The sequence below is a fragment of the Streptomyces sp. NPDC087440 genome (genome assembly GCF_044744005.1).
Classification (GTDB): domain Bacteria; phylum Actinomycetota; class Actinomycetes; order Streptomycetales; family Streptomycetaceae; genus Streptomyces.
Genome location: NZ_JBIUXN010000029.1, coordinates 1 through 25,022, shown reverse-complemented (window position 1 = coordinate 25,022; position 25,022 = coordinate 1). Strand labels below are relative to the sequence as shown.

Below are 25,022 nucleotides of genomic sequence, written 5' to 3'. Positions count from 1 at the left end.
GGCGGGACGGGCGGGCAAGGGGGCGGCCCCTCCCGCTTCCGGCGGGCCCCGGTTCCTTCCGGCCCAGCCTGGTGCTGGACGCGCGTCCAAAGGGGCCCCGGCCCGCCTCCCGGTGCCGGGCATGCGCAGCTCTGCCCCGCCGGGGCGAGGAGGTCCCCAGCCCCGCCCCTTCACCTAAACCCGCGGGGCAATTGCACGGTTCCGTGCGGGTGAGTGGGTGGCTGGTCGCGCAGTTCCCCGCGCCCCTGAAGGGGCGCGGATGAGGAGCCCGGTATGGGCAGGTCGCGCCCGCGCGGCGGAGCAGGACACGGCCCCGCGCCCCGGAAGGGGCACGCCCGAGCAGCCCGGTACGGGCAGTCGCACCCGCGCCGCGGAGCCGCACATCGACACAGCCCCCGCCCCGCAGGGTCAGAAGCGGCCCGTCACCCTCCCCACCCCCACCCGCACCACCACAAACTCCGACTCCGCCGACCCCGGATTGAACTCCGCCAGCGACTTCCCCGTATGCGCCCGGCACAGCGCATCCGCCACCACCCGCCCCGGATCCGGCTCCAGCCGCGCCCTGCCCCGCACCTCCGCGTACGCATACGGATTCCCCGGCGCCTCGATCAGCAGCGTCACCCGCGGATCGCGCTCCGCGTTCCTCCCCTGCAACCGGTCCAGTGCCGTCGCGAAGATCAGGTCCTCCCCGTCCCGCGTCACCCACACCTTCGTCAGATGCGGCACCCCGCTCGGCAGCAGCGTCGCCACGACGGCGAACGCGGGGGACGTGTCGAGGTACTCCCGCAGGGCAAGGGAGAGTTGGTCACCCACGGCCTCAGACCCCCGCCCGCACCCGGACCAGCTCCGCCACCCCGTCGAGCACCGCCCCCGCCCCCGTCTCGAACTCCGGCGCGGCACGGAAGGCACCGCCCTCCACCAGACCCTCGATGCCCGGTACGGACAGGGTCGGCGCGGCCGGGCGCAGGCCCACCCGCTCCAGGACCGGGCGGAGCATCTCGATCGCCGGCGCACCCCCGGAGGGCCCCGCGCTGTAGCTGATCAGGCCGACCGGCTTGTCCTGCCATTCCGCGTAGAGGGAGTCGATGGCGTTCTTCAGGGGTGCGGTGAAGCCGCCGTTGTACATCGGCATGACGAAGACGAAGGCGTCGGCGGGGGAGATCGTCTCGCTCCAGGCCCGCGTGTGCGGATGCGCGTAACGGCCCGTCGACGGGTACTCCGGTTCGTCCAGGAGCGGCAGCGCGACCTCGCCGAGGTCGACCGTCGTCACCTCGAACTCCGGCCGCGCGGCAGCCAGTTCCGCGATCCAGCGGGCCAGCGGACGTCCGGACGAGGTGGGCCGGGTGCTGGCGGACAGGACGTACAGACGAGAAGACATGAGAAAGGAGTCCTTTGTGAGTGCGGAGAAGGTAAGGAAAGAAAGAAGGAGAGGGAGGGAGGGATCAGGCGGGCAGCGTGAAGCGCTTCAGCGCCGGTTGGGTCAGCGGGCCTATCGCCACCGCGAACAGCACCGTCCCCACCCCCACCGTCCCGCCGAGCAGCCAGCCCGCCACCAGCACCGTGATCTCGATGCCCGTGCGGGCCACCCGGATCGACACGCCCCGGCGGGCCAGGCCCGTCATCAGGCCGTCGCGGGGGCCCGGGCCGAGGCCCGCCCCCACGTACAGCCCGGTCGCCACCGCGTTGAGCGCAATTCCGGTCAGCAGCAGCACCGTTCGTACGGTCAGGGACTCGAAGGAGTCCGGCAGCACGCTCAGTGCCGCGTCCGCCACCAGGCCCACGACCAGGATGTTGCATACGGTGCCCACGCCCGGCCGCACCCTCAGCGGTATCCACGCCAGCAGCACCAGCACGCCGATCCCGTTCACGACGAGCCCGAACGAGATACCCGTGCTGCGGGACAGGCCCTGGTGCAGGACGTCCCAGGACGCGACGCCCAGGCTCGCGACGACCATCAGCGCCATGCTGATCCCGAAGAGGACTAGTCCGAGGGCGAGTTGGGTCGCCCTGCGGCCGCGTGAGGCGGGGTGCGGTTGCTCTTGCTCGGTGTCGGTCACCGCACCCCGCTCCCTGATTGGTTGACGTGTCATCGATAACGTAGGCGCGAGATCGGTGACGTGTCAATCATTTCTCGGTAGGCTCGTACCCGTGACTTCCGAACCCCGCTGGCTGACCGACGCCGAACAGCGCACCTGGCAGGCCTACCGCCGCATGCAGCTCCTGCTCGGCGCGCAGGTCTCCCGCGACCTGGCCGCCGACAGCGGTCTCTCCGACGCCGACTACGACGTCCTCTCCCACCTGAGCTTCGCCGCCGAGAACCGTTGCCGGATCAGCGAGTTGGCGGAGCGCATGCTCTGGTCGCGCAGTCGCCTCTCGCACCATCTGACGCGTATGCAGCAGCGGGGGCTCGTCGTGCGCGAGGGCTGCGCGAGCGACGCCCGGTGTGCCGAGGTTGTCCTCACGGCGGACGGACTGCGCACCCTGGAGGAAGCCGCGCCGCTGCACGTCGCGTCCGTACGCCGCAACTTCATCGACCTCCTCACCCCCGAGCAGCAGGCCGCCTTCGCGGAGATCGGCGAGGTCGTCGTACGTCACCTCTCCGACGGCGCCGAGCCGCGCGCGAGGAAGACGCGGGGCGCGGCATAGGAAGGGGCCCGGCACCCTCACGCGAGGATGCCGGGCCCCTGGCCGCCTTCACCGCCCGAGCGGATCGCTTCCCTTGAGCGCGTCGACGAACGAGGTCCACGCGGGGGCGGGCACGGCGAGTACGGGGCCGTCGGGCGACTTGCTGTCACGGACGGGCACGGGGCCGTGCCCTGCGGTGGCGGCGCTGGGCATCCATTCGACGCAACTGCCGCCGTCGGTGTTGCTGTAGGACGACTTGACCCACAGGGACCGGAGTTCACTCATTGGGTAGGGCCTCCATCAAGGTTCGGAGCATCTCGCGCGAGTCGCGCGCGGACAGCGCGTCGCCGCGTAGGCAATCGTAGGCATGTCTGTGCCGTCGAACCGATTCCGATTCCTCGTCGAGGCTGGCAGTGGTGATGCCCTCCTCGTACGCGGCCTGCTTGCCGTCCGGCAGGGTGAACAGGATCAGCGATCCACCCAGTAGGCCGTGCTCGCCGTGGGAGAACTCCGCCACTTGCACGTTGATGTGGGGGAGTTGTCCGACCCGAAGGAGCGCGGCGAGTTGGCCGCGCATGACGGCCGGTCCGCCGACGGGGCGACGTACGACCGCCTCGTCCAGAATCACGGACAGGTCCGGCGGGTTGGGCGCGGTGAGGATCGACTGACGGCGTACGCGAGCCGTGGCCGCACGCCGCAGTTCCGCTTCGGGGGCACGTGGGCTGCCTGCCCGCAGCAGGGCGAGCGCGTACTCGGAGGTCTGGCACAGGCCGGGGACCATGTGACCCGCGTACTCATCGATCACCACCGCCTTCGCCTCCAGCTCCATCGCCCTGCGATACCTCGCCGGAAAGCTGTCGGCCCGGTTCTCGTCGTACAGCCGCTGGAACAGGCCGTCCGTGCCGAAGAGTTGATCGAACACGGCGGGCAGGTGGGGCGGGATGGGCGGCACGTTGTTCTCCAGCCGCGAGATCGTCGACTTCGACGTGCGCGCGGCGCGGGCCAGTTGGGCCTGCGTCCACTTGTCCGGCAGGTGCAGCTCGCGCGCGTCCCGCAGTGCTTCGCCGAAGGTGAGCTTCGGCTTGGGCTCGTCGCTGGCAGGGGTGTCGCTCATCGCGGCCTCACCGGCTCTCCGGGTCTCGGACCAGGCGGCTGGTCCTGGGGGGATCGGGGGAGTCTCCGCAGGTGAGGTGCTTGCGCATATGCCGTTGCGCCCGGCGGAGAGGTTGGTCCCCGGATTCCTTCCACGGTAGGGCCAACTCGGCCACGCTGGAGGGGAATTGGAGAAACTCCGCGTATTGGTACAAAGGATCGAATATGCCGCAAAACTCCAAGGGGAGTCGGGAAGCGACTCCGGCCGAGGACGCCACCCGCATCGCAGCCCAACTCGCCGACGAACTCCACCTCTCGCTCCTCGCCCGGGGCTTCTACCTGCCGATGCGGGCCGGTGTGCCGGTCGGTGGCCGCGCGTACGTCGACATCGACCCCGTGCGGGCCGACGCTGCCGCCGCGATGATCGACGCCTTCGGCCCGCCGCCCGCCGTCGCGGCCCCGCACGGCGTCGACCCGCTCCGGGACGCCGAGGAGTCCGTACGAAGCCTGCGCCGCGCCCTCGACGCCGCCGCCCTGGGGCTGCGTGCGCTCGGGGTCAGGCGGCCGGGCGAACCCGACGGGCCCGTCCTGGTCGACCTGGGCGTCGTACCCCCGGCTGCCGCCCGCCGGCTCGCGACCGTGCTGGCCCGGGGCGCGTCCCGGTGACGCGGAGCGAGGCCCGTGCCCGGCTGGCGGAGCTGATCGCCGCGTACGGCACGGACGGGGCGCTGCTCCTCGACCGGCAGGGTCGGCCCGTGCCGTTGGTGCGTGAGCCGAAACCGCGTGCGGGTGATGAAGTCGGTTCGTCCTTGGGGGAGTTGAGTGAGCGCGTCGCGGAGTGCAACCGGTGGCGCAGGCTGTTCGACCGGTGGTGAACCGGCTCGGCGGCACCCGGGAGTGGCACGCCACGACCGCCCGGTACGGCAATCAGGGCCCGGTGGGGTGAGGGCGCGTACCCGCCCCGGCCTCTGCCGACCGGCAGAGGCCGGGGCGGGCCGGATCTGCTGAACGGCGGATGTCCTGCGGACACCGTGCTTGACAGCCTTGTCGGGTCGGAGCGGTGGAGCTCCACGAGGAGGCTGTCGATCATGGTCAGTAGTACGACGAGGCGCAGGCTGCACGTGACCAGCCCGGCTCCGGCGCCGGCCCGGAGGACCCCCGCCCGGGCCACGGGTCCCGGCCGGTTCCGGCGGTTGTGGTCCCGGTGGCCGCGTTGGTCGCTGCCCGCCGCGATGGTCTGGTCCGTGCTGTACGGGGCCGCTCACGTGTACTGGGCGCTCGGCGGGGCCGGGTACCCCTTCGCCCGGGTGCACGAGGACCGGGCCTCGGCCTCGGTGCTGGACCCGAGTCCGGTCGGGGTCGTCTCACCGGCCCTGGCCGCCTTCTGCGCGGTGGCGGTGGGCGTCGGCGTCCTGATGTGGCGTCAGCAGCGGTCGGGGCGGGCGGTGTCCCGGAGGGTGCGGGCCGCGCTGGTGGGCTTCGGGTGGGTGGCGGCCGGACTCCTGGCCCTCGCGATCCCGGACTACACGCTGATCATGCTGGTGGCGTTCGGACCGCTCCTCGTGGTGTTCGCGTTCACCGGACTCCCCGGGCCGCAGGGCGGGCTCGAAGACCTCCTGTACTGGCACCGGGACCACCTCGTCCTGGTCTTCGTCGGCGGACTCCTCTGGGCCCTGGCCACCCTCGCCCACCAGCGCCGTACCGCCGACCGCTGCACCAGCTGCGGACGCGGCGAACGGGCCGCCGCCGCGTGGACCCGGCCGGACCGGGCCCTGAGCTGGGGGCGCAAGGCCGTGTGGGTGGCGGTGCTCGCCACGATTCCGTACGACCTCACCCGGCTCGCCTGGTACTTCGGCCTGCCGCTGGGCATCACGGACGCGTTCCTGAAGGAGATGCAGGACACCCCGGGGATGCTCACCATCGGGCTGGGGCTCGGCATCCTGTCCACGGTGGGCAGCCTGCTCACCCACGGACTCGTCAGCCGGTGGGGCGAGGTGTGGCCCCGGTGGGTGTGGTTCAGGGCGGGCAGGCCGGTGGACCCCCGCACCGCGATCGTGCCCGCGTCGCTCGTGGCGCTGGTGCTGGTGCCCGGCGGGCTGATGAACCTCCGCAGCGGCATGGACGCGCAGATGTGGGGCACGAACGGGCCGATGCTGTTCTGGGTGGTGTGGGGCCTGGGCCTCGGCGCGGCGACGTACTCCTACCACCTGCGGCGGCGCACGACGTGCGGCACCTGCCGACGGGGGTGAACACCGCGGACGGGGGTGAACCCCGCAGGCGGGCGGGGTCCCGGTGCGACAGCACGCCGGGACCCCGCCCGTTCTGCCTAGACCAGACTGTCCCGCCACGCCCGGTGCAGATCCGCGAAGCGGCCCTCGCCGCCGATCAACTCGGCCGGAGAGCCGTCCTCGACCACCCGGCCCCGCTCCATCACCAGCACCCGGTCCGCGACCTCCACCGTCGAGAGGCGGTGCGCGATGACCACGGCGGTACGGCCCTTCAGCACCGTGTGCATCGCATGCTGCACCGCCCGCTCGCCGGGCACGTCCAGCGAGCTGGTCGCCTCGTCGAGGATGAGGACGGCCGGGTCGGCCAGGAGGGCGCGGGCGAAGGCCACCAACTGGCGCTGGCCCGCCGAGATCCGGCCGCCCCGCTTGCGGACGTCCGTGTCGTAGCCGTCCGGCAGGCCCGCGATGAACTCGTGCGCCCCGATCGCCTTCGCCGCCTGCTCGATGTCCTCGCGGGTCGCCTCCGGGCGGCCGATCGCGATGTTCTCCGCGACCGTGCCCGAGAAGAGGAAGGCCTCCTGGGTGACCATGACCACGCCCCGCCGCAGTTCCGGGATCGGCAGCGAGCGCAGGTCGACCCCGTCCAGCAGGACCCGGCCGTCCGTCGGGTCGTAGAAGCGGGCCAGCAGCTTCGCGAGAGTGGACTTGCCCGCTCCGGTGGAGCCGACCACCGCCACCGTCTGCCCGGCGGGCAGCGTCAGGTCGAAGCGGGGCAGCACCTCGCCACCGGTGCGGTAGGCGAAGCGGACGTCCTCGAAGACGACCTCCCGGCCGGGGTACGTCGACGAGCCGTTCTCCGGCAGCTCCTGCGGCGCGGCAGGCTCCGGCACCGTCGGCGTCTGGGCCAGCAGGCCCGCGATCTTCTCCAGCGACGCCGCCGCCGACTGGTAGGAGTTCAGGAACATGCCCAGGCGGTCGATGGGGTCGTAGAGACGGCGGAGGTAGAGGACCGCCGCCGCCAGGACGCCCAGCGCGAGCGTGTCCGAGGCCACCCGGTACGCACCCCACAGCACGATGCCCGCCACCGCCGTGTTCGCGACCAGACGCGAGCAGGTGACGTACCGGGCCATCTCCAACAGGCTGTCCCCGTTGGTGAGTTCGTGGGTGCGGTTGAGCGCGGCGAAGGTCTCGTCGTTCGCCTTCTCGCGGCGGAAGGCCCGCACCGGCCGGATCCCGTTCAGCGTCTCCGCGAACTTCACGATCACCGCCGCCACGGCCGTCGACCGCGCCCCGAACACCACCCCGACCCGGCGCCGGTACATCCGTATCAGCAGATACAGCGGGACGAACGACGCCACCGCCACCCCGCCCAGACCCAGGTCCAGCCACAGCAGCATGATCGAGATGGAGACGAAGGACAGGACCACGCCGATGAGTTCTTGCAGGCCCTCCGACAGCAGTTCGCGCAGGGACTCGACGTCCGTGGTCGAGCGGGAGATCAGCCGCCCCGAGGTGTAGCGCTCGTGGAAGTCCACGCTCAGCGCCTGCGCATGGCGGAAGATGCGCCCGCGCAGGTCGAGCAGGACGTCCTGGTTGAGGCGGGCCGACACCATCAGGAACGCGTACTGGAGGACCCCGGCCGCCGCCGAGCAGACCAGGTAGCCGACCGCGACCGCGATCAGCGGCCCGTAGTTCTCCTGCCGGAACGCGGGCACGCCCCGGTCGATCGCGTACGCCACGAGCAGCGGGCCCGCCTGCACGGCCACCTGCTGGAGCAGCAGCAGGAACACCCCGAGCGCCACCCGGCCCCGGCCCGCGCGCAGCAGGGAGCGCAGCAGGCGGCCGGTCGCGCCGGGCGGGGAGGGGAGGTCGTCCTTGTCGAAGGGGTCGTCGGCGGCCTGGGTCCGTATCTCCTCGGCGTCGTCCACGACCCTCGTGGGCTTCTCCTGGTCGATGGTGGTCACGCGTCCGCCCCCTCGTGGATCGTTGCGTCGGCCTCCCCGGCCGCCCGCTCGCCCGACATCAGCCAGGCGTACTCCGCGCTGTCCCGCAGCAGTTCCTGGTGCGTGCCGACCGCGGTGATCCGCCCGCCGGACAGCAGCGCCACCCGGTCCGCCAGCAGCACCGTCGACGGCCGGTGCGCGACGACCAGCGCCGTCGTGTCCTCCAGCACCCGCCGCAGCGCCGCCTCCACCAGGGCCTCCGTGTGCACGTCCAGCGCCGACAGCGGATCGTCCAGGACGAGGAACCTCGGCTCCCCGACCACCGCCCGCGCCAGCGCCAGCCGCTGCCGCTGACCACCGGACAGACTGAGCCCCTGCTCACCGACCTGCGTGTCCGCACCGTGCGGCAGCCGGTGTACGAAGTCGGCCTGGGCGACGGCGAGCGCGCGCCGCAGCTCCGCGTCCCCGGCGTCCGGGCCCGCGCCCATCAGCACGTTCTCGCCGACCGACGCCGAGAACAGCGTCGGCTCCTCGAACGCCACCGACACCAGCCGCCGCAGCTCCTCGCGCGGCATCGCGGTGACGTCCCGCCCGTCGAGCGTGATCCGCCCACCGGTCGCCTCGTGCAGCCGGGGCACGAGCGCCGTCAGCGTCGTCTTGCCGGAACCCGTCGCGCCGACCAGCGCCAGGGTCTCGCCGGGGCGGATGTGCAGGTCGATGCGTTGCAGCAGGGGTACGGAACCGGGCTCGGCGTCCGGGTAGCGGAACTCCACCCCCGCGAAGCGGAGGCCGTCGCGGACGGCCGGTACGGACGAGGCGTCTGCGGCCGGGGCCCCCTCGGGAGCGGAATCCTCCGTCTCCTCCTCGGCGTCCATCACCTCGAAGAACCGCTCCGTCGCCGTCGCCGCCTCCTGCGTCATGGCCAGCAGGAAGCCGATCGATTCCACCGGCCACCGCAGCGCCAGCGCCGTCGACAAGAACGCCACCAGGGTTCCGGCGGACAGACCCCCGTCCGCCACCTGGATCGTGCCCAGCACCAGCGCCGCCCCGATCGCCGCCTCCGGGATGAACGTGATCATCGCCCAGATGCCCGCGAGCAGCCGCGCCTTGAGCAGCTCCGTGCCCCGCAGCTCCTGCGAGAGCTCGCGGAACGCCCGCGACTGCGCCTGGTGCCGCCCGAAGCCCTTGATGATCCGGATGCCGAGGACGCTCTCCTCGACCACCGTCGTCAGATCGCCGACCTGGTCCTGCGCCTTCCGCGCCACCAGCGCGTACTTCGCCTCGAACACCGAGAGCAGAACCATCAGCGGAACCACCGGCACCAGCAGCACCAGCCCGAGCGTCCACTCCTGCACCAGCAGGATCACGAACCCGGCCAGGATCGTCGTCCCGTTCACGATCAGGAAGGTGAGCGGGAACGCCAGGAACATCCGGATCAGCATCAGATCCGTCGTCCCGCGCGACAGCACCTGCCCGGACGCCCACGTGTCGTGGAACGCCACCGGCAGCCGCTGCACATGCCGGTACAGATCCGCCCGCAGCCGGGCCTCCACCCCCGCCAGCGGCCGGGCCACCAGCCACCGCCGGAAGCCGAACAGCACCGCCTCCACGATGCCCAGCACCAGCAGCGCCGCCGCGCCCAGCCACACCCCGCCCGGGTCCCGGTCGGCGACCGGACCGTCGACGATCCACTTCAGTACGAGCGGGAACACCAGACTCAGACAGGACGCCACAATCGCGACAACTGCCGCACTGCCCCAGCGTATTCGCACCGGCCGGACGTACGGCCAGAGCCGCAGCAGGACCCGCAGGGAGGATCGCTGCCGGGCTTCGGGTCTCTCGTCGGCGGACCCGGAAGCATCCGATCCCGGGTCGGCCACTGGCTCTGGGGCGGTGCGTGTATCGCTCATCGGACACGAGGGTACGAGGAGGGGACGCCGTCGCCCAGTGAGTATTCGGGGGCGCAGAGCAGCACGTCCCTCCCCCGGCGGGCGGGAGGCCGTACGAGATCCCTGCGACCCCTTGACCCCCTCCGGGTCGTACGGGACGGATCAGCCGACCGGCGTCGGCATCAACCGATCGGTTGATGCCCCCGGGGAGCGCGTTGGCCGATACCGGCGCGCCCCGCGCACGGCGATGCTCGTGCCATGCCTCAGAACACACCGCTCGTCGAGGTCACGGACCTCCGCAAGAGCTACACCGGCCGCACGGTCGTCGACGGTGTCTCCTTCACCGTCGAGGAGGGCGAGATCTTCGGCATCCTCGGCCCCAACGGCGCGGGCAAGACCACCACCGTCGAGTGCGTCTCCGGACTGCGCGCCCCCGACTCCGGCACCGTCCGGGTCGCCGGGCTCGACCCCGTCGCCGACCACGAGAAGGTCACCCGCCTCCTGGGCGCCCAGCTCCAGGAGAGCGAACTCCAGCCCAAGATCCTGGTCCGCGAGGCGCTGGAGCTGTACTCCTCCTTCTACCCCCACCCCGCCGACTGGCACGCCCTCGCCGAACGCCTGGGCCTGGTAACGAAGTTGACCACCCGCTTCGCCAAGCTGTCCGGCGGCCAGAAGCAGCGCCTGTCCATCGCGCTCGCCCTGATCGGCAACCCCCGCGTCGTCGTCCTGGACGAGCTGACCACCGGGCTGGACCCGCGGGCCCGCCGCGACACCTGGCAGCTCATCGAGGACGTACGCAACCAGGGCGTCACCGTCCTGCTGGTCACCCACTTCATGGAGGAGGCCCAGCGCCTCTGCGACCGCATCGCGGTGATCGACAAGGGCCGGGTCGCGGCCCTGGACTCACCGTCCGGCCTGATCCGCCGCTCTGCCGGCTCCACCGTCATCACCTTCACCCCGTCCCGCCCGCTGGACCCGGCGGACCTGGCCGCCCTGCCCGAGGTCGCCACCGTCGAGAACCGGAGCGAGCAGCTCACCATCACCGGCACCGACGCCACGGTGAACGCCGTCATCACCCTGCTCGCCCGGCACCGCGTCACCGCCCGCCACCTGCGTGTCACCGACGCCACGTTGGACGACGCCTTCCTCGACCTGACCGAAGAGCGCGAGACCAACGCCGCGACCGCCGCCGCGACCGCCGCAACGACCGCCGCCACGACCACCGTCACGTCCACCGCCACGACTACCGTCACGACCACCGGAAAGGGCGCCTGAACCATGACGACCGCAGCCCCCGCCCCCGCACCCGCCCGTGTCCTCGGCGGACCCGCCCTCGCCGCCGTCCTCAAGGCGGAGGGGCGGCTCTTCCTCCGCGAGCCCGGCTCGCTGTTCTGGATCCTGGGCTTCCCGACGATCCTCCTGGTGATCCTCGGCCTCATCCCGTCCTTCCGGGAGGCCAGCCCGGAGCTCGGCGGCCGCCGCGTCATCGACCTCTACGTCCCCGTCGCCGTACTCCTCGGCATGATCATGGCCTCCCTCCAGGCCATGCCGCCGGTCCTCACCAGCTACCGCGAACGCGGCATCCTGCGCCGCCTGTCCACCACCCCGGTGCGGCCCCTGGCCATCCTGGGCGCCCAGTTCGCCCTGCACGGGGCGGCGATGATCACCTCCGCGCTGCTCGCGATCACCGTGGGCAGGCTGGCCTTCGGGGTGCCGCTGCCGTTCTCGCAGCCCGGCTACCTCCTGGCCGTGCTCCTGATGATCGCCTGCGCGCTCGCCCTCGGCTCGACCCTCTCCGCCGTCGCGGCCACCACCAAGGCGGCCACCGCGATTGGTTCCGTCGTCTTCATCCTGATGATGTTCACCTCCGGCGTCTGGCTGCCGGTGCAGACGATGCCGGACCTGCTCCAGACCATCGTCGGCCTCACCCCATTCGGTGCGGCGTCCCAAGCGATGAACCGGGCGATGCTCGGAAGCTGGCCCGAATGGCAGCACCTGGGAATCATGGCCCTGTGGGCGGCGGGCCTCACCGGTGCGGCGACGCGCTGGTTCCGCTGGGAGTAGGCGCATGGGACCGGGGGAGCGGGCGATGCACATCGAGGACGAGCTGCGGGAGAGGATCTTCCGCTGGGGGCCGTACGGCATGCTGGCCCTCGCGCTGACGATCGCCCTGTGCACGATCGACGACCTGGGCATGACGGACGGCGAGGTGTACGCCCTGGGCCCCGTGGTCGGCGCGGCACTGGTCCTGCACACCTGGGCCGGTCGCGCCGGTGTCTTCCGGCCCGGCGAAGCCACCACGAGTTCGGCCGTCTACTACGCCCTCCGTACGGTCCTCGCCTTCGCCCTCACCTTCCTCAACCCCTTCTTCTCCATCTACGCGGTGCTCGGCTACTTCGACTCCCACGACATGCTGGGCATCCGACGGGGCCGGATCGGCCTGCTGGCCACGGCGATCACCATGGCGTACGGGCAGTCCGTCGGCACCCCGCTGCTGTTCGCCGCGCTGTTCGTCCTGCACATCTCCCTCGCGCTGACCTTCGAACGCTTCGGCCACAAGGCCGAGATGGACCGGCAGAAGAAGGCCGACACCATCGCGGCCCTCGAAGAGGCCAACACCCGTCTGGAGGCGGCCCTCGCCGAGAACGCCGCCCTGCACGACCAACTCGTCGTCCAGGCCCGGGAAGCCGGGGTCTCCGACGAGCGCCGCCGCCTCGCCGCCGAGATCCACGACACCATCGCGCAGGCCCTCACCGGCATCGTCACCCAGCTCCAGGCCGCCACCGACAGCCCCGACCGCAGCACCGCCCAGACCCACCTGGACCGCGCCACCACCCTCGCCCGCACCGGCCTCGGCGAGGCCCGCCGCTCGGTGCGCAACCTGAGCCCCGCGGCCCTGGCCCACGACGATCTCCCCGGGGCCCTGAAGAAGACTGTCGCCGACTGGTCCCAATCGGCCGCCGTACCCGCCGAGTTCACGGTCACCGGCACGGCCGACCCCCTGCACGACGAGATCCAGGCGACCCTGCTCCGTATCGCCCAGGAAGCCCTCACCAACACCGCCAAGCACGCCCACGCCACCCGGGTCGGCGTCACCCTCTCCTACCTGGGGGACGAGATCGCCCTCGACGTCCGCGACGACGGCCGGGGCTTCGACCTCGCCGCCGACACCGCCATCGGCTTCGGCCTCACCGGCATGCGCGCCCGCGCCGAACGCCTCGCGGGCACCGTCGACATCGAGTCCGAACCCGGCTACGGCACGGCGATATCGGCCCGCGTACCGTTGGTCGACCATGCCTGAGCACACCGACGCCCCCGTGATCACCCTCCTCCTCGTGGACGACCACCCCGTCGTACGGGACGGCCTGCGCGGCATGTTCGCCGCCGCCCCCGGCTTCGAGGTCCTCGGCGAGGCCGAAAGCGGCCCCGAGGGCGTCGAGCTGGCCGCACGCCTGGCCCCCGACGTGATCCTCATGGACCTCCGCATGCCGGGCGGCGGGGGAGTGGCCGCCATCACCGAACTCACCCGCCGCCGCATCCCCTCCAAGGTCCTGGTCCTCACCACGTACGACACGGACACCGACACCCTCCCCGCGATCGAGGCGGGCGCGACCGGCTACCTCCTCAAGGACGCCCCCCGCGACGAACTCTTCACCGCCGTCCGCGCCGCCGCCGCGGGCCGCACGGTCCTCTCCCCGGCGGTCGCCACCCGCCTGGTCACCCAGGTCCGCAACCCCCGCCCCGCCTCCCCGGCCTCCGACTCCCCGCTCTCCACCCGCGAACTGGACGTCCTGCGCCTGGTCGCCAAGGGCACCTCGAACCGCGAGATCGCCCGCATCCTCTTCATCAGCGAGGCCACGGTGAAGACCCACCTCACCCACCTCTACGCGAAGCTGTCCGTCAACGACCGGGCAGCAGCGGTCGCCACGGGCTACGAACGCGGAATCCTGGGCTGACCCCCGACCGAACACCGGGCTCCGACAGTGCTGTTCACCCCTACGCCTGGGCAGCCGCTCTCCCTGAGCCCAACTGCCGTGCCTTCAGACCGATGTGGCCCGAATGTCCACGGGGATGCGGCACCCCGGGCGCCGACGTAAGATCCCCGGCCGATCCCTCGCCACCCTGGCGGCGGTCGCGACCGGACGGAGCGGGGACCGATGAAGAAGCCGTACGCGCGCAGGCCCGCGACCTCAGCCGCAGCCGTGGCGCTCGGCGTCACCCTGCTGGCCGCGACCGCCTGCGGCGCGACCGGCGAGGGCGGGGAGCGTGCCCCGCACCCGGTCTACTCCCTGCGCCCGGCCGACCAACTGGTCGCGGCGGGCAGGGCCACCAAGGCCGCCGGTTCCGCCCGCTTCACCTCCACCCTCACCTGGCGCTCCCGTACCGCCGAACTCGTCGACCGGACGACGGGCGACCAGTCCTTCGCCCGTACCGTCGCCCACGCCAACCGCACCGTCACCGTCCCCGACGCGTTCCCCGCAGCCGTCGCCGACCTCTACGGCAGCCGGCCCGGCCGCAAGCGCCACGGGTACGCCGTCCAGGGCAGCGACGTCTTCTACCGCACCCTGCACGGCACCTGGCTGCGCTACCGCTCCGGCGCTCCCCAGGAGTTCGCCCGGGCCACCGGGGGCTTCAACGAGCGCGCCGGCTCGGTCACCCCGTACGGAGGCACCCTCGCCGACACAGTCTTCGGCTCGTTCCCGACGGCCCCGCCCCGCACCCTCCCCGACGGCGCCCGCCGCTACACGCTGAGCGCCGACGGCGGCGTCGCCGCGTCACTCCTGCCGAAGGGCCTCACCCTCCGGGACTCGCCCGAACCCGCGGTGGCGAAGACCCGCCCCCTGAACATCCCGCTCACCGTCGACCTCGACCCGAACGGCCGCCTGACCAGGGCCACCGCCGACCTCACCCCCCTGCTCGCCGAGCGCGAGGGCACCACCGGCGAGGAGCTCTCCCTCCACGCCGAACTGCGCTTCACGCACTACGGCACCACCACCGGCCCACCGGTCCCCCCGGGCGAGCGCACCGAGGACGCCACCCGCGCCCTGACCCTCCTGACCGGCCTGAAGCCCGGCGCCTGCGCCACCACCGACACCGGCCTGGACAGCCTCGCCCTGGTGCGCCGGGCCGACTGCGCCCGTGGCCCGCACGACCTGCGCGTCCTCGGCCAGATCAAGGTCAGGAAGTCCACCCGGGAACGCATCACCACCGACGACGGACACGCCATCGCGGCCGACCGCTGCACCGCCCTCTTCACCTCCGCCGCCCCCCGCTGGCGTGCCGAGGCACGCCCCGCGGGCAACCACACGACGCACGGCTGGAGCCAGTGGTCCACCCACATGGGCGGCCCCGACGGCGGCCTCAACACCATCGAGGGCGAGTACACCTGCTACCTCATCACCTCCACCCCGGTCGACCCCGACTCCGTCCAGGAGGTCTGAGCCCCCGTCGTCAGCGCCCCGCCGTCACCGCCCCACCCGCATCAGCACCACCGACCGCCCCGCCACCGAAACCACCGCACCACCCGCGTGCCGTACCCCCGCCAACGCCCCCTGCTCCTCCGCCGACGTGTCCACGACCACCTCGTACGACGCCGCCCACGGCTCCCCCGGCAGGGTGAACTCCACCGGGTCCGCGCCCGCGTGCAGCACCGCGAGGAAGCTGTCGTCCTCTATCGGCAGGCCCCGCGCGTCCCGCCCCGGGATGTCCGTCCCGGAGAGGTACATGCCCAGGGTGGACGTCGGCGCGTACCAGTCGTCCTGCGTCATCTCCTCGCCCCGCACCGTGAACCACGCCAAGTCCCGCAGCCCGTCCGCCCCTTGGGGCCGCCCCGAGAAGAAGGCGCGGCGGCGCAGCACCGGGTGGGCGTGGCGCAGGGCCAGGAGGCGGGAGGTGAGGTCGAAGAGGGCGCGCCACTGCGGCTGGTCCAGCAGTGACCAGTCCAGCCAGCTGGTCTCGTTGTCCTGGCAGTAGGCGTTGTTGTTGCCGCCCTGCGTGCGCCCCATCTCGTCGCCCGCGACCAGCATCGGGACGCCGGTGGACAGGAGCAGGGTGGTGACGAGGTTACGCAGTTGCCGCCGCCGCAGGGACAGGACGGAGGCGTCGTCGGTCTCGCCCTCCTCGCCGCAGTTCCAGGAGCGGTTGTCGTGGGTGCCGTCGCGGTTGCCCTCGCCGTTGGCCGCGTTGTGCTTCTGCTCGTACGAGACCAGGTCCCGCAGGGTGTAACCGTCGTGCGCCGTCACGAAGTTGACCGAGGCGTAGGGCCTGCGGCCGCCCCACGCGTACAGGTCGCTCGACCCCGACAGCCGATAGCCCAGGTCCCGTACGTCCGGCAGCGCACCCCGCCAGAAGTCCCGCACCGCGTCCCGGTAGCGGTCGTTCCACTCCGTCCACAGGGGCGGGAAGGCGCCCACCTGGTAGCCGCCGCTGCCCACGTCCCACGGCTCGGCGATCAGCTTCACCCGGCGCAGGGTGGGGTCCTGCGCGATCACCGCGAGGAACGGGGAGAGCATGTCCACGTCGTGCATCGAGCGGGCCAGCGCCGCCGCCAGGTCGAAGCGGAAGCCGTCCACCCCCATCTCGTTGACCCAGTAGCGGAGGGAATCCGTGATGAGGCGCAGCACGTGCGGCTGGACGACGTGCAAGGTGTTGCCGCAGCCCGTGTAGTCCGCGTAGCGGCGCGCGTCGTCCTGGAGCCGGTAGTAGCCCCGGTTGTCGATGCCCCGCATCGAGAGCATCGGACCCAGCTCGCCCGCCTCCGCCGTGTGGTTGTAGACCACGTCGAGGATGACCTCGATCCCGGCCGCGTGCAGCGCCTGCACCATCCGCTTGAACTCGCCGACCTGCTGCCCGGCCGTGCCCGAGGCCGCGTACGCCGCGTGCGGGGCGAAGTAGCCGATGGAGTTGTAGCCCCAGTAGTTCTTCAGGCCCCGGCGCAGCAGGTGGTCCTCGTGGGCGAACTGGTGCACCGGGAGGAGTTCGACGGCCGTCACTCCGAGGCGTACGAGATGGTCGATCGCGGCCGGATGCGCCAGACCCGCGTACGTACCCCGCAGCTCCTCCGGAATCCCCGGGTGGCGCATGGTGAAGCCGCGCACGTGCAGTTCGTAGATGACGGAGTCCGCCCAGGGGGTCTTCGGCCGCCGGTCGTCCACCCAGTCGTCGTCGTCATGGACGACCACTCCCTTGGGGACGTACGGCGCGGAGTCCCGCTCGTCGCGCACGGTGTCCGCGACATGCTGCTGCGGCCAGTCCCGGACGTGCGCGTACACCTGCGGGGGGAGCCCGAAGTCCCCGTCGACGGCCCTCGCGTACGGATCGAGGAGCAGCTTCGCCGGATTCCACCGGGCACCCGTCCACGGGTCCCAGCGGCCGTGCACCCGGAACCCGTACCGCTGCCCCGGCCGCACTCCCGGCACGAAGCCGTGCCACACTTCGTGCGTCAGCTCGCTCAGCGGGCACCGCGTCTCCGCTCCCGCCGCGTCGAACAGGCACAGCTCGACGGCCTCCGCACCCCCCGCCCACAGCGCGAAGTTGGTGCCCGCCACCCCGTCCGGGCCGACCCGGAACCGGGCCCCCAGGGGGTTCGGAGCCCCCGGCCACACGGGTGGCCGGGGGCTCTCGCCGGGCTGCCTGCGGCCGCCGTTCTCGTGCACGGCCCTGGTGGCAGCCCCGTCAGGGGGGCCGTGGAGCGCCTCACCTGCACGTACCACCTGCACGTCTCGCTCGGGTGCGCTCTCGGGTGCGCTCGACACCTGTCAGCCTCCTGCGGCTCGTCGGGGACCGGCGAGTCGAGAGGCACAGCGGCGTCCCGGCCGCCAGGCTCTCCACATGAGGTCCTTCCTGCTGTCATGCCCAGAGTGGCGCTCGCACTCACGTTTCCCCCGCAGGCCGCTGGTCGTTGGCCCGAACGTGAGACACACAGCCCCGGCAAGCGTGAGACACCCGGCCCCGAAAGCCGGACGCCCGGTGAAGCACGTCCTGCGGACCGGACTCGCCGCCCTCCTGCTCCTCTCCCTCACCGGCTGCTCCGGCGGCATCGGCTCCTGGTTCGACGGCGCACCCCTGACGCCGGAGGAGGCCATCCGGGTCCTCCCCGAGGACAACGCCCGCGACGTGAAGGCCGGCTCGCCGCTGGAGGTGAGCGTCCCCGAGGGCCGCCTGGAGCGGGTGAAGGTGCTGCGCGTCGAGGACTCCGAACGGCAGGAGGTACGGGGACGGATCAGCGCCGACGGCACCTCCTGGCAGCCGGACGCCACCGACCCCTCGGCGCGGCTCGTGCTGGCCGCCAAGTACACCGTGCACGCGGTCGCCGTCGACGAGGACGGCAAGCGGCAGGCCCGTACCACCTCCTTCACCACGTTCGTCCCCGAGGAACGCTTCATCGGGTACTTCAAGCCCGAGAACCGCTCCACCGTCGGCACCGGAATGATCGTCTCCTTCTCCTTCAACCGGCCCATCCGCGACCGGGCGGCCGTCGAGCGCGCCATCCGCGTCACCGCCCAGCCCGCCGTGCCGGTCGTCGGGCACTGGTTCGGCAAGGAGAGGCTCGACTTCCGGCCGCGTACGTACTGGAAGCCGGGCACCCGCGTCACCACCGACATCCGGCTGCGCGACGTCCAGGCCGCCCCCGGCGTCTACGGCATCCAGAACAAGACGGTCGGCTTCACCGTCGGCCGCCACCAGACCTCCCTCGTGGACGCCGACGCGCACACCATGACCGTCACCCGCGACGGCGAGGTCCTCAGCGAGGTCCCGATCAGCGCGGGCGACGCCAAGAACCCCACGTACAACGGAAAGATGGTGGTCACCGAGATGCAGGACGTGACCCGGATGAACGGCCGCACCGTCGGCTTCGGCGGCGAGTACGACATCGCGGACGTCCCGCACGCCATCCGCCTCACCTCCTCGGGCACCTTCCTGCACGGCAACTACTGGGCGCGCGGCGTCTTCGGCTCCAGCAACACCAGTCACGGCTGCATCGGCCTGCGGGACGTGAAGGGCGGCAGCCAGTCCACCCCGGCGGGCTGGTTCTTCGACCGGACGCTGATCGGCGACGTGGTCGAAGTGGTGAACTCGACCGACCGAAATGTCGCTCCCGACAACGGCCTCGGCGGCTGGAACATGGGATGGGACCAGTGGACGGCGGGCTCCGCCCTGCGCTGATCCCTCAGCCGACGCTCGCGGGCCACGGCGCACCACCGTCGTGGCCCGCGACGTATCCGCAGGCCACCCGCCTGACACCGGCCCGTCACTTGGAACGGAACGGTGACATTTCCGGGGAGTCCCCACCGTACCCGGTGTGATTATCTAGCGCAGTGTGCGCGGTAGTTGCGTACGGGGGTGCGGGCCTGGTCAGGCCGTGCGCGAGGGGAGAATTCCACATTGAACAGCCAGCCGGTCCAGACCTTCGAGGTCCGGGCATCCACAGGACGCCGGGCGATACGGGGGAACGGCGGCCGGGCGCTGCTCGCGCTCGTGCTCGGTGCCCTGCTGCTCCTCGTCACCGCGTGCGGCGGCGGGGACAAGGGCCCCGCCGAGAAGGAGAAGCAGCAGCCGGGCAAGGCGGACACCAAGGCCTCCCAGGCCGTCGTGACCGTCGCCCCGAAGAACGGCGCCAAGGACGTCGCCACCAGCGGCACCCTGAAGGTCACCGCCGACAAGGGCAAGCTGGCCGAGGTCAAGGTCACCGACACCAAGGGCAATGAGATCGCGGGCAAGATCTCCGCCGACGGCGCGGGCTGGGAGCCGACCCACCACCTCGCGGCCAGCACCACGTACAAGGTGCACGCGCTCGCGAAGGACACCGAGGGCCGCGCCTCCGCGCAGGACACCAGCTTCACCACGCTCGTCCCGAAGAACACCTTCATCGGCGACTTCCGCCCGGAGAACGGCTCCACGGTCGGCGTCGGCATGCCGGTGTCCTTCCGCTTCAGCCGGGGCATCACCTCGCCCGACGCGGTCAAGAACGCGATCAAGGTGACGGCCGAGCCGTCCGTGCCGATCGAGGGCCACTGGTTCGGCAACGACCGCCTGGACTTCCGCCCGGAGAAGTACTGGGAGCCCGGCACCAAGGTCACCGTCAAGATCAACCTGGACGGCGTCGAGGGCCGCAAGGGTGTCTACGGCAAGCAGACCCGCACCGTGAAGTTCACCGTCGGCCGCAGCCAGGTCTCCACCGTCGACGCCAAGAACCACACCATGAAGGTCGTCCGCGACGGCAAGACGATCCGCACGATCCCGATCACCGCGGGCGCGCCGTCCACGACGACGTACAACGGCGAGATGGTCATCTCCGAGAAGCTCAAGGTGACCCGCATGAACGGCGCCACCGTCGGCTTCGGCGGCGAGTACGACATCAAGGACGTCCCCAACGCGATGCGCCTGTCGGACTCCGGCACCTTCATCCACGGCAACTACTGGGCGGGCTCCGGCACCTTCGGCACCGCCAACGTCAGCCACGGCTGCGTCGGTCTGCGCGACGTGCGCGGCGCGGGCGACAGCGGCACCCCGGCGGGCTGGTTCTGGGAGCGCTCGATGATCGGCGACGTCGTGATCGTCAAGAACTCGCGCGACAAGCAGATCGCCCCGGAGAACGGCCTCAACGGCTGGAACATGTCCTGGGCGGACTGGACGAAGTAGTTCCACCGGCGGTACGTGTACGGGCCCGGCGCACTGTGACCAAGTGCACCGGGCCCGCACCCGTTTCCGTGTCGTGAACGGCCGCTAACCTCCCCGTATGACAGTCACCCTCGAAGTCACCTCCGGCGTCGGCACCATCCGCCTCGACCGCCCCCCGATGAACGCCCTCGACGTCGCCACCCAGGACCGGCTGCGCGAACTCGCCGACGAGGCGACCCGCCGCGAGGACGTCCGCGCCGTCGTGATCCACGGCGGCGAGAAGGTGTTCGCGGCGGGCGCGGACATCAAGGAGATGCAGGCGATGGACCACACCGCGATGGTGGTCCGCTCCCGCGCCCTCCAGGAGTCCTTCACCGCCGTCGCCCGCATCCCCAAGCCCGTCGTCGCCGCCGTCACCGGCTACGCGCTCGGCGGCGGCTGCGAGTTGGCCCTGTGCGCGGACTTCCGCATCGCCGCCGACAACGCCAAGCTCGGCCAGCCCGAGATCCTGCTCGGCCTGATCCCGGGAGCGGGCGGCACCCAGCGCCTGTCCCGCCTGGTCGGCCCGTCCAAGGCCAAGGACCTCATCTTCACCGGCCGCATGGTCAAGGCGGACGAGGCCCTGAGCCTCGGCCTGGTCGACCGCGTCGTCCCCGCCGCCGAGGTGTACGAGCAGGCGCACGCCTGGGCCGCGAAGCTGGCCCAGGGCCCGGCGCTCGCGCTGCGCGCCGCGAAGGAGTCCATCGACACGGGCCTGGAGACGGACCTGGAGACCGGCCTCGCGATCGAACGCACGTGGTTCGCGGGCCTGTTCGCCACCGAGGACCGCGAGCGCGGCATGCGCTCCTTCGTGGAGGAGGGGCCCGGAAAGGCCAAGTTCCTCTGAGGAATGGCCAATTGACGACGGGTCACGCGCCGGTGAGGGTTAGCGCAGCCTTAAGAGGGGCTTAAGGTGCGCGCGGCCCGCACTCCGGGTGATCACTTGCGTGCGGCAAGTCATCGCAGGTCAGAGCCGCCTTCGGAGGCCGCCATTGCCTCCGGCACATGTCAGGAGCCGCCCCGGGGGAGGGGTGTTCCGGGGGATTGTTTCTCCCGGAACACCCCGTGGCGTCCCGGCGGCGGCCATGATGGGGGCATGGCGGGCCTGGAGGGTATGGAGGAGCCGCGGCAGCAGGGGCAGGCGACCGCTGCGCGCTGGCTGCCGGCCGTCGAGTGCGAACGTACGCGCGGGGAGCGGGAGACGTTCGGGGATCCGACGGAGGGCGAGGTGAGGCTGCCCTCGCTGGGCGAGTCGGCGGGCACCGCGCGCCGGCTCACGCTGTGGGTGGTGCAGCACAAGTGGGGGCTGTCCGCGCAGGTCTCGGAGTTCGCCGTCCTGCTCGTCTCGGAGCTGGTCGGCAACGCGGTGCGGCACACGGGCGCGCGCGTCTTCGGGCTGAAGATGCTGCGCCGCAGGGGCTGGATCCGTATCGAGGTGCGCGACCCCTCGCGCGGGCTGCCGTGTCTGATGCCGGTGGGCGAGCTGGATGTGAGCGGCCGGGGCCTGTTCCTCGTGGACAAGCTCTCCGACCGGTGGGGCGTGGACCTGCTGCCGCGCGGCAAGACGACCTGGTTCGAGATGCGGGTCGTGGACCGCGAGCGCTGAGTTCCTGTCGTACTCAAAGCCTCACGTTCAGCCATGTGTCATCGATGATTCACTCATCGAATCCCATACTTATGCAACAAAACCCAGGTCAGTGGTCCAACTCACCAACGATTCACCTCTAAACTGTACGCTTTTGTGCGCTTTGTCCGAGTAAGGACTTTTGGCTTGAAGCCACCTGTCTGCCATAGTCGGAGACACGAACCCCATTGACCCGGGCGAGTTCGTCACTCAGGCCCTGGAGCACACCCCTTCCGCTCCTCGGCCCCCTCGGAAGCCCCCGCAGAGCGCCTCACCCCGGCGCCTGGGGGCTTCTGGCGTTTCCGGGGTCAGGCGCCGCCTCGCGCACGGCCCGCCGACGATTCGCGTCGCTGCCCCGCTGCCCTGCTGCCCCGCCGCCCTGGTGATCCGGCGGCCCGATGGCCCCGAAACGCCCTCATCGGACTAATCGTCAGATTCTGTGCTTGTCACACTTATGGTGCTCACCCGGGGCGCGCCCGCCCCCGCCCGTCGCCCCACCCGACACCGGCGAGGTGAGCCCCATCGCACCACCGACCGACCGCCGCACCCTGTTGCGCGCCGGAACAGGTGCCGCCCTGACCGCAGCCCTGGCCACGGCCTGCACCTCGCGCCCGGCCTCCGCGCCGCCCCTCACCCGCACCGACGGCACGGGCACGACCACCCCCACCCACCCGGCCGCCCCCTCCGGCCCGGACGGCATGACGGGCACGGGCGGCCCGACCGGCACAGGGAGTACAGCGGGCACAGGGAGTACAGCAGGCACAGGGAGCACAGCGGGCCCCGGAGCCCCCGGCGGCCGCACCCGCCCCCGGGCCGCCCCCGCCCCCCGCCGCTTCCCCGGCCACCCCGCCCAGATCGACCACGGCCCCCGCGACCGCCCCGCCGTCGCCCTCACCTTCCACGGCCAGGGCGACCCCGCCATCGCGCGCACCCTCCTCACCCAGGCGGAACGTGCCGGGGCCCACGTCACCGTCCTCGCCGTCGGCAGCTGGCTCGACGAGCACCCGGAGATGGCCCGCCGGATCCTCGACGGCGGCCATGACCTGGGCAACCACACCCAACGCCACCTCACGATCACGGACATGTCCGAGGCCGAGGCCCTGCGCGAGATCACCGACTGCGCCCGCCGCCTGCGCCGCCTCACCGGCTCCATCGGCACCTGGTTCCGCCCGTCCCGCACGCAGTACGCGACCCCGCGCATCCAGCGCCTCGCCGCCCGCGCGGGCTACCCCCATGTCCTCTCCTACGACGTGGACTCCCTCGACTTCACCTCGCCCGGCGCGACGGCCGTCACCCGCAAGGTCGCCGGGGAGATCCGCAACGGATCCGTGGTGAGCCTGCACTTCGGCTACGCGGACACGGTCGCCGCGCTGCCCGCCCTCCTCGACGACCTCCACCGCCGCGGTCTGCGCGCGGTCACCACCACGGAGCTGCTGACCCCATGACCCGCCCTCCCCGCACCCGCACCCTCGTCCTCACGGGAATCCTCCTCTCCACCCTGGCGGCCTGCGCCGACCCCGGCGGCAAGGACAACGTGGAAGCCCTCGGCACGAAGGCGGCCGCCCCGCCGGCCCACCCCAAGAAGGCGATCCCGGCGGGCCTCCCCGGCATGCCCCCGGTCCAGAACCCGAACGACATCTACGCGGCCAACCGCCCCGGCAACATCGCCCCGGTCGCCCGCAACTTCCCGGCCCGCGTCTACGTCCCCAACACCAACTCCAACACGGTCTCGGTCATCGACCCCAAGACCTACAAGGTCATCGAGACGATCCCCGTCGGCATCCAGCCCCAGCACGTGGTCCCCTCCTGGGACATGAAAACCCTCTGGGTGAACAACAACCGCGGCCACTCCCTCACCCCCATCAACCCCGCCAACGGCAAGGCAGGAAACCCCGTCGAGGTCCACGACCCGTACAACCTCTACTTCACCCCGAACGGCAAGCACGCCATCGTCATGGCCTCCATGGACCGCGAACTGGTCTTCCGCGACCCCCACACCATGAACCGCGTCAAGACGGAACCCGTCACCTGCGCGGGCGTCAACCACGCCGACTTCTCCGCCGACGGCCGCTACTTCGTCGTCTCCTGCGAGTTCTCCGGCGAACTCCTCAAGGTCGACACCGAGAAGATGAAGGTCATCGGGCAACAGAAACTCCCCTTCGAGGGAGCCATGCCCCAGGACGTCAAAATCTCCCCCGACGGCAAGACCTTCTACATCGCCGACATGATGGCCCACGGCATGTGGGTCCTCGACGGGGAGAAGTTCACCACCCCCAAGCTCCTCCCCACCGGCAAGGGCTGCCACGGCCTCTACATCTCCCGCGACTCCCAGGAGATGTACGTCCCGAACCGAGGCGAAGGCTCCATCTCCGTCTTCAACTTCGCCCAGAACAAACTCACCAAGAAGTGGCACCTCCCCGACGGCGGCAGCCCCGACATGGGCGGTGTCTCCGCCGACGGCAAGGTCCTCTGGCTGGCCGGCCGCTACGACTCCGAGGTCTACGCCATCGACACCACCACCGGCCGCCAACTCGCCCGCATCCCGGTCGGCGACGGCCCCCACGGCCTCGCCGTCTACCCCCAACCGGGCCGCTACTCCCTCGGCCACACCGGAATCTTCCGCTAACACCAGCGCCCCGTCAGGGGCGCGGGGCTGTGCCGATTTGCGGCTCCGCCGCGTGCGCGCGATCTCCTGGCGCCCTGCCGCCTGTCCGTGCCCCTTCAGGGGCGCGGGGAACTGCGCGATCAGCCACCCACTCACCCGCACGGATCCCCCAATTGCCCCGCGGGTTTAGGTGAAGGGGCGGGGCCGGGGCGAAAACCGGGGGCCCGGGGGCAGCGCCCCCGGCACGAACCCCCGGGGGGGGCGCCCCCCCCCCCCCCCCCCCCCCCCCCCCCCCCCCCCCCCCCCCCCCCCCCCCCCCCCCCCCCCCCCCCCCCCCCCCCCCCCCCCCCCCCCCCC

General features: G+C 71.8%; 23 protein-coding genes. 15 read left to right on the top strand and 8 right to left on the bottom strand.

Features of this window, described 5'->3' with window-relative positions:
- Positions 1-408: 408 nt before the first annotated feature.
- The 3 genes from ACIO3O_RS38180 to ACIO3O_RS38170 all read right to left on the bottom strand — a co-directional run bounded on the left by ACIO3O_RS38180 (position 409) and on the right by ACIO3O_RS38170 (position 2,057).
- Complete coding sequence (locus ACIO3O_RS38180) at positions 409-813, bottom strand: PPOX class F420-dependent oxidoreductase (RefSeq protein WP_401754019.1); 405 nt, start codon at positions 811-813, stop codon at positions 409-411.
- Positions 814-817: 4 nt separating this feature from the next.
- The gene (locus ACIO3O_RS38175; protein WP_401754016.1) at positions 818-1,378 is read right to left on the bottom strand and encodes an NADPH-dependent FMN reductase; all 561 of its coding nucleotides are present in this window, start codon (positions 1,376-1,378) and stop codon (positions 818-820) included.
- A 64-nt stretch (positions 1,379-1,442) separates the two neighbouring features.
- Positions 1,443-2,057 carry a YitT family protein gene (locus ACIO3O_RS38170; RefSeq protein WP_401754013.1) on the bottom strand — a complete coding sequence of 205 codons (615 nt, stop codon included), beginning with the start codon at positions 2,055-2,057 and terminating at the stop codon, positions 1,443-1,445.
- Between the two features lie 91 nt (positions 2,058-2,148).
- On the opposite strand from ACIO3O_RS38170, the gene ACIO3O_RS38165 reads away from it, so the two are divergent.
- Positions 2,149-2,646 carry a MarR family winged helix-turn-helix transcriptional regulator gene (locus ACIO3O_RS38165; protein WP_401754011.1) on the top strand — a complete coding sequence of 166 codons (498 nt, stop codon included), beginning with the start codon at positions 2,149-2,151 and terminating at the stop codon, positions 2,644-2,646.
- A gap of 48 nt (positions 2,647-2,694) precedes the next feature.
- Here the strand turns inward: ACIO3O_RS38165 and ACIO3O_RS38160 are convergent, their stop codons facing one another.
- Both ACIO3O_RS38160 and ACIO3O_RS38155 read right to left on the bottom strand, forming a co-directional pair.
- Positions 2,695-2,910, bottom strand: a complete 216-nt coding sequence (locus ACIO3O_RS38160; protein WP_401754009.1) for a DUF397 domain-containing protein — start codon at positions 2,908-2,910, stop codon at positions 2,695-2,697.
- Entirely contained in the window at positions 2,903-3,739 is an 837-nt protein-coding gene (locus ACIO3O_RS38155) for a Scr1 family TA system antitoxin-like transcriptional regulator (protein WP_401754006.1), read from the bottom strand. Before ACIO3O_RS38155 ends, ACIO3O_RS38160 begins: the two co-directional genes overlap by 8 nt.
- Before the next feature lie 203 nt (positions 3,740-3,942).
- Here ACIO3O_RS38155 and ACIO3O_RS38150 point away from each other — a divergent pair, with 203 nt between their 5' ends.
- The 3 genes from ACIO3O_RS38150 (at position 3,943) to ACIO3O_RS38140 (ending at position 5,966) form a co-directional block, all read left to right on the top strand.
- On the top strand, positions 3,943-4,383 hold the full coding sequence (locus tag ACIO3O_RS38150; protein WP_401754003.1) for a hypothetical protein: 441 nt from the start codon (positions 3,943-3,945) through the stop codon (positions 4,381-4,383).
- On the top strand, positions 4,380-4,592 hold the full coding sequence (locus tag ACIO3O_RS38145; protein WP_401754001.1) for a hypothetical protein: 213 nt from the start codon (positions 4,380-4,382) through the stop codon (positions 4,590-4,592). Before ACIO3O_RS38150 ends, ACIO3O_RS38145 begins: the two co-directional genes overlap by 4 nt.
- A 213-nt stretch (positions 4,593-4,805) precedes the next feature.
- The gene (locus tag ACIO3O_RS38140) at positions 4,806-5,966 is read left to right on the top strand and encodes an NYN domain-containing protein (RefSeq protein WP_401753999.1); all 1,161 of its coding nucleotides are present in this window, start codon (positions 4,806-4,808) and stop codon (positions 5,964-5,966) included.
- A gap of 77 nt (positions 5,967-6,043) precedes the next feature.
- On the opposite strand, the gene ACIO3O_RS38135 is transcribed toward ACIO3O_RS38140, so the two are convergent.
- Together ACIO3O_RS38135 and ACIO3O_RS38130 are read right to left on the bottom strand one after the other, a co-directional pair.
- Positions 6,044-7,873: an ABC transporter ATP-binding protein gene (locus ACIO3O_RS38135; RefSeq protein WP_401754190.1), complete on the bottom strand. Its 1,830-nt coding sequence runs from the start codon at positions 7,871-7,873 to the stop codon at positions 6,044-6,046.
- A gap of 32 nt (positions 7,874-7,905) precedes the next feature.
- Entirely contained in the window at positions 7,906-9,699 is a 1,794-nt protein-coding gene (locus ACIO3O_RS38130; RefSeq protein WP_401754187.1) for an ABC transporter ATP-binding protein, read from the bottom strand.
- Positions 9,700-10,035: 336 nt separating this feature from the next.
- On the opposite strand from ACIO3O_RS38130, the gene ACIO3O_RS38125 reads away from it, so the two are divergent.
- The 5 genes from ACIO3O_RS38125 to ACIO3O_RS38105 all read left to right on the top strand — a co-directional run bounded on the left by ACIO3O_RS38125 (position 10,036) and on the right by ACIO3O_RS38105 (position 15,218).
- Positions 10,036-11,052 (top strand): ATP-binding cassette domain-containing protein, encoded by a 1,017-nt coding sequence (locus ACIO3O_RS38125; protein WP_401753996.1) that lies wholly within the window; start codon positions 10,036-10,038, stop codon positions 11,050-11,052.
- 3 nt (positions 11,053-11,055) lie between these two features.
- Positions 11,056-11,841: an ABC transporter permease gene (locus ACIO3O_RS38120; RefSeq protein WP_401753993.1), complete on the top strand. Its 786-nt coding sequence runs from the start codon at positions 11,056-11,058 to the stop codon at positions 11,839-11,841.
- Between the two features lie 25 nt (positions 11,842-11,866).
- Positions 11,867-13,078: a sensor histidine kinase gene (locus ACIO3O_RS38115; RefSeq protein ID WP_401753991.1), complete on the top strand. Its 1,212-nt coding sequence runs from the start codon at positions 11,867-11,869 to the stop codon at positions 13,076-13,078.
- Positions 13,071-13,733 (top strand): response regulator, encoded by a 663-nt coding sequence (locus ACIO3O_RS38110; protein WP_401753989.1) that lies wholly within the window; start codon positions 13,071-13,073, stop codon positions 13,731-13,733. Before ACIO3O_RS38115 ends, ACIO3O_RS38110 begins: the two co-directional genes overlap by 8 nt.
- Before the next feature lie 201 nt (positions 13,734-13,934).
- Positions 13,935-15,218 carry a hypothetical protein gene (locus ACIO3O_RS38105; RefSeq protein ID WP_401753986.1) on the top strand — a complete coding sequence of 428 codons (1,284 nt, stop codon included), beginning with the start codon at positions 13,935-13,937 and terminating at the stop codon, positions 15,216-15,218.
- A 24-nt stretch (positions 15,219-15,242) separates the two neighbouring features.
- Here the strand turns inward: ACIO3O_RS38105 and glgX are convergent, their stop codons facing one another.
- On the bottom strand, positions 15,243-17,531 hold the full coding sequence (glgX, locus tag ACIO3O_RS38100) for a glycogen debranching protein GlgX (protein WP_401753985.1): 2,289 nt from the start codon (positions 17,529-17,531) through the stop codon (positions 15,243-15,245).
- A gap of 181 nt (positions 17,532-17,712) precedes the next feature.
- On the opposite strand from glgX, the gene ACIO3O_RS38095 reads away from it, so the two are divergent.
- The 6 genes from ACIO3O_RS38095 to ACIO3O_RS38070 all read left to right on the top strand — a co-directional run bounded on the left by ACIO3O_RS38095 (position 17,713) and on the right by ACIO3O_RS38070 (position 24,686).
- Positions 17,713-18,942 (top strand): Ig-like domain-containing protein, encoded by a 1,230-nt coding sequence (locus tag ACIO3O_RS38095; RefSeq protein ID WP_401753982.1) that lies wholly within the window; start codon positions 17,713-17,715, stop codon positions 18,940-18,942.
- 219 nt (positions 18,943-19,161) lie between these two features.
- Positions 19,162-20,418: an Ig-like domain-containing protein gene (locus ACIO3O_RS38090; protein ID WP_401753979.1), complete on the top strand. Its 1,257-nt coding sequence runs from the start codon at positions 19,162-19,164 to the stop codon at positions 20,416-20,418.
- 97 nt (positions 20,419-20,515) lie between these two features.
- On the top strand, positions 20,516-21,283 hold the full coding sequence (locus ACIO3O_RS38085; RefSeq protein WP_401753976.1) for an enoyl-CoA hydratase/isomerase family protein: 768 nt from the start codon (positions 20,516-20,518) through the stop codon (positions 21,281-21,283).
- 249 nt (positions 21,284-21,532) lie between these two features.
- Positions 21,533-22,042: an ATP-binding protein gene (locus tag ACIO3O_RS38080; protein ID WP_401753974.1), complete on the top strand. Its 510-nt coding sequence runs from the start codon at positions 21,533-21,535 to the stop codon at positions 22,040-22,042.
- A gap of 530 nt (positions 22,043-22,572) precedes the next feature.
- On the top strand, positions 22,573-23,505 hold the full coding sequence (locus ACIO3O_RS38075; RefSeq protein WP_401753971.1) for a polysaccharide deacetylase family protein: 933 nt from the start codon (positions 22,573-22,575) through the stop codon (positions 23,503-23,505).
- On the top strand, positions 23,502-24,686 hold the full coding sequence (locus ACIO3O_RS38070) for a YncE family protein (RefSeq protein ID WP_401753968.1): 1,185 nt from the start codon (positions 23,502-23,504) through the stop codon (positions 24,684-24,686). The genes ACIO3O_RS38075 and ACIO3O_RS38070 overlap by 4 nt, the downstream gene beginning before the upstream one ends.
- Positions 24,687-25,022: the final 336 nt, after the last annotated feature.